At 63.5% G+C, this 3802-nt stretch carries 3 protein-coding genes; all 3 read left to right on the top strand.

The window, feature by feature from the left end:
* The coding region (gene glpD / locus VKP01_RS14085) for a glycerol-3-phosphate dehydrogenase (RefSeq protein WP_324413347.1) at positions 1-1551 on the top strand (1551 nt) is incomplete at its 5' end.
* Between the two features lie 417 nt (positions 1552-1968).
* Positions 1969-3042, top strand: coding sequence for an ABC transporter substrate-binding protein (locus VKP01_RS14090; protein WP_324413349.1), 1074 nt, complete (start codon positions 1969-1971; stop codon positions 3040-3042).
* On the top strand, positions 3039-3802 hold a 764-nt coding region (locus VKP01_RS14095), incomplete at its 3' end, for a FecCD family ABC transporter permease (RefSeq protein WP_324413351.1). The genes VKP01_RS14090 and VKP01_RS14095, both read left to right, overlap by 4 nt.

Below are 3802 nucleotides of genomic sequence, written 5' to 3' on the forward strand. Positions count from 1 at the left end.
GGCGGCATCAATGGCTGCGGCATTGCGCGTGATGCGAGCGGGCGCGGATTATCGGTCGCGCTGGCCGAGCAGGGTGATCTGGCCCAGGCAACATCATCCTCCTCCACCAAGCTGTTCCATGGCGGTCTGCGCTATCTCGAATATTTCGAATTCCGTCTGGTGCGCGAGGCGCTGATCGAGCGCGAGACACTGCTGCGGGCGATGCCCCATATCGCCTGGCCAATGCGCTTCGTGCTGCCGTTCCACAAGGGTATGCGTTTCGATTCGACGACACCCGCATCGCGGCTTCTGGCCGGCTTCATGCCCTGGTTGAAGGGACGGCGCCCGGCCTGGCTGATCCGGCTTGGATTGTTTCTCTACGATCACATGGGCGGCCGCAAGCTGCTGCCGCCGACGCGCGCGGTTGATCTAACGCGTGCGCCCGCCGGCAAACCCTTGCAGGCGCGCTTCACCCGTGCCTATGCCTATTCCGATGTCTGGGTCGAGGATTCGCGCCTCGTCGTTCTCAATGCCCGCGATGCGCAGATGCGGGGCGCGCGGATCATGACCCGCACCCGCGTCGTCTCGGCGGAGCGCGGGGCGGAGCTGTGGCGGGTGCATCTCGAACATGACGACGGGACCCACGAGACGATCAGCGCGCGCGGCCTCGTCAATGCCGGCGGGCCGTGGGCCGGGCGCATCATCGGCGAGCAGCTCGGCATCGCGACCCGCGAGCGGGTGCGGCTGGTGCGCGGCAGTCATATCGTGACGCGGCGGCTGTTCGATCACGACAAATGCTATTTCTTCCAGGGCCGGGACGGGCGCATCATCTTCGCCATCCCCTATGAGCGCGATTTCACCCTGATCGGCACCACCGATCAGGAGCATGAGGGTGATCCTTCGCAGGCGCGATGCACGCCGGAAGAGCAGGATTACCTGTGCGCCTTCGCCTCGGAATATTTCGAAAAGCCCGTCACCCGCGACGACATCGTGTGGACCTATTCCGGTGTGCGCCCGCTCTACGACGACGGCGCCAGATCGGCGACAGCGGCGACGCGGGACTACGTGCTCTCACTGGACGCGCAGGGCCCGGTCCTGCTCAATGTCTTCGGCGGCAAGATCACCACCTATCGCAAGCTCGCCGAAGCCGCGCTGCACAAGCTCGTGCCGCACTACCCGCAGGCGGGCCCGGCCTGGACGGCGGGTGTTGCGCTGCCGGGCGGCGACTTTCCCGTCGATGGAGTCGCGGCCCTGACCGAAAAGCTGCGCGCGCAATATCGCTTCCTGACACCGGACTGGGCGCTGCGGCTGGTACGCGCCTATGGCACCGATGCCTTCACACTGCTCGGCGAAGCCCGGACGAAACACGATCTCGGGCGCGATTACGGCGCCACCCTCACCGACGCCGAGATCGGCTGGCTGATCAGCCATGAATATGCTTGCAGCGCCGACGACATCCTGTGGCGGCGCAGCAAGCTCGGCCTGCGCCTCGATGCGGATGCCGTCGTGGCGATCAAGGCGGCTGTTGCTTCGAACAGGGTCAGCGAAATCTCACGCGCCGCGCGCGGTTGAGCAGGCCGAGGCACCCGGAACCCTGCTGCCAACCGTGCTCATCGTATCGGCAATGCCCGCGCCGCGCCGCCCGGCTGCGTTTCCAGTGTTCACACCGAAAATATCGCAGGGGAAGATAGCCGCCGGCAGGTCGCTTGAGAGCGGCATGACGCGCTGTTTAAAGTTTTCATGGTCGTTTTCTACAATAATTGCTCGCCTATTTGTCTAAATTGGAATGAATATAATTGATATATTCTGATTTAGAATTGAAATAATGAATAAATGGAAAAATATTTATTGTTGACTATCAGTAATAAATCACTAATCACTGCTTTCTGCCCGGTGGCTGGTTCGATGATTCACAGGAGCTTCGTTCCCGATCCAAATTATGACCGGGCGTATTTTCGACGGGTACGCGAAACAGATGTGAGACACGCCATGAAGACCAAATTCGCCCTCGCTGCGCTTTGTGCGTTCGCCATCACACCGGTCATGGCGGACGAGATCCGCTTCACCGATCACGAAGAGCGCATTGTAACCCTGTCCGCCCCGGCGGAGCGGATCGCCTCCATCCCGATTCCGATGGCCTCGACGCTGATCGCGATCGATGGCCGCACCGAACGGCTCGTGGGGATGAATCCGACGGCGAAATCCGCCATCGTGGAGGGGATTCTCGGGCGGATATTCCCTGAAGCCCGCGACATCCCCTCGGACATCACGGCGCCGAACTTCATCCCGAATGTCGAGGAGCTGGCCCGGGTCAATCCCGATCTCGTGATCCAATGGGCCGGACGCGGGCCGGATTACGTCGATCCGATCACCAATGCGGGCCTCGATCTGATGACGATCATGTACGGGACCGAAGAGCGCACACGCGAATACATGACCATGGCCGCAACAGCCATGGGCAGGCCGGAGCGCATCGAACAGATCATCGACTGGCGCGCGGCGGTCGAGGCCGATATCGCGGCGCGCACGGCGACGATCCCTGAGAACGAGCGCCCCACGGTCCTCTACCTGCTGCGTGCTCAGGAGAACCTGCGCGCTTCCGGAACGGAAAACAATTACAATGCCTGGTATCACATGCTCGCAGGCGGCCGGAATGCCGCCGATGACCTGATCGGGGGCTGGTCGGATATCAGCGTCGAACAGATCGCCGCCTGGGATCCGGAGGTGATCTTCCTCAATTCCTTCGAGGCCGATCTGACGCTCGCGCGCATCCTCGACGATCCGATCCTGTCGCTGACCAGTGCCGCGCAATCAGGGCGCGTCTACAAGATGCCGCTCGGGGGATATCGCTGGGATCCGCCCAACCAGGAGAGCCCGCTGACCTGGATGTGGACGGCCAATCTGCTGCATCCCGACGTGTTCGATTACGACCTGCGCGCGGAGATGCGCGACGCCTATCGCGTGCTCTACGATCACGAATTGAGCGATGCTGATATCGACAAGATTCTCTGGATGGAGATGCAGGGCGGCATGGCGCATTACGATCAGTTCGCGGCCCGATGAGCAGCCGGGCTCTGGTCGTGCCGGGTATCGGGGCGGGGGCCCTGCCGCTCGGCGCATTCCCGCTCATGCTGATCGGTTTGCTGATCGCGATGCTCCATGCGGTTGGCGCGGGCCGGTTCGACGTGCCCTGGCCGCGCATCATCGAGATCCTCTGGCTGCGGGCCCTTGATCCGACCGGGCATCCCGAGACGATGGATGCGCGCATCGTCGAACTCGTCCGCCTCCCGCGCGTTCTGCTCGCCGCGCTGTCGGGCGCAGCGCTGGCAGTCGGCGGTGCGGCCTTGCAAGGCGTGTTTCGCAATCCGCTGGTCAGCCCGCAGGTTCTGGGGATCAGCCAGGGCGGCGCATTCGGTGGCGCGCTCGCGATCCTGCTCGGGTATCACGGCGTTGTGCTGCTGGGGATGTCGTTCACCTTCGGCCTGCTCGCCCTCGTGCTCGTCGGCCTGCTCGCGCGGATCAACGGGCGCACCGAGGTCTTGACCGTGATTCTCGCCGGCATGATCGTGGGCGCGTTCTTCGCCGCCCTCGTCTCCGTGCTGCAATTCCTCGCCGATCCGAATTCGTCGTTGCCGGCGATCGTCTACTGGCTGATGGGGTCCTTCTCGACCGCGACCTGGCCCCGCCTCGGTCTCGCCGTGCCGGGCATGGTGGTCGGTCTGGTGATGCTCTGGGCTTTGCGTTATCGCCTCAACCTCCTCGCGCTGGAGGAAACCGAGGCGCGGTCTCTGGGCGTCGATCCCGATCGCGAGCGCTGGCTCGT

Origin of the sequence: Saliniramus sp. (assembly GCF_035311605.1) — a bacterium.
Classification (GTDB): domain Bacteria; phylum Pseudomonadota; class Alphaproteobacteria; order Rhizobiales; family Beijerinckiaceae; genus Saliniramus.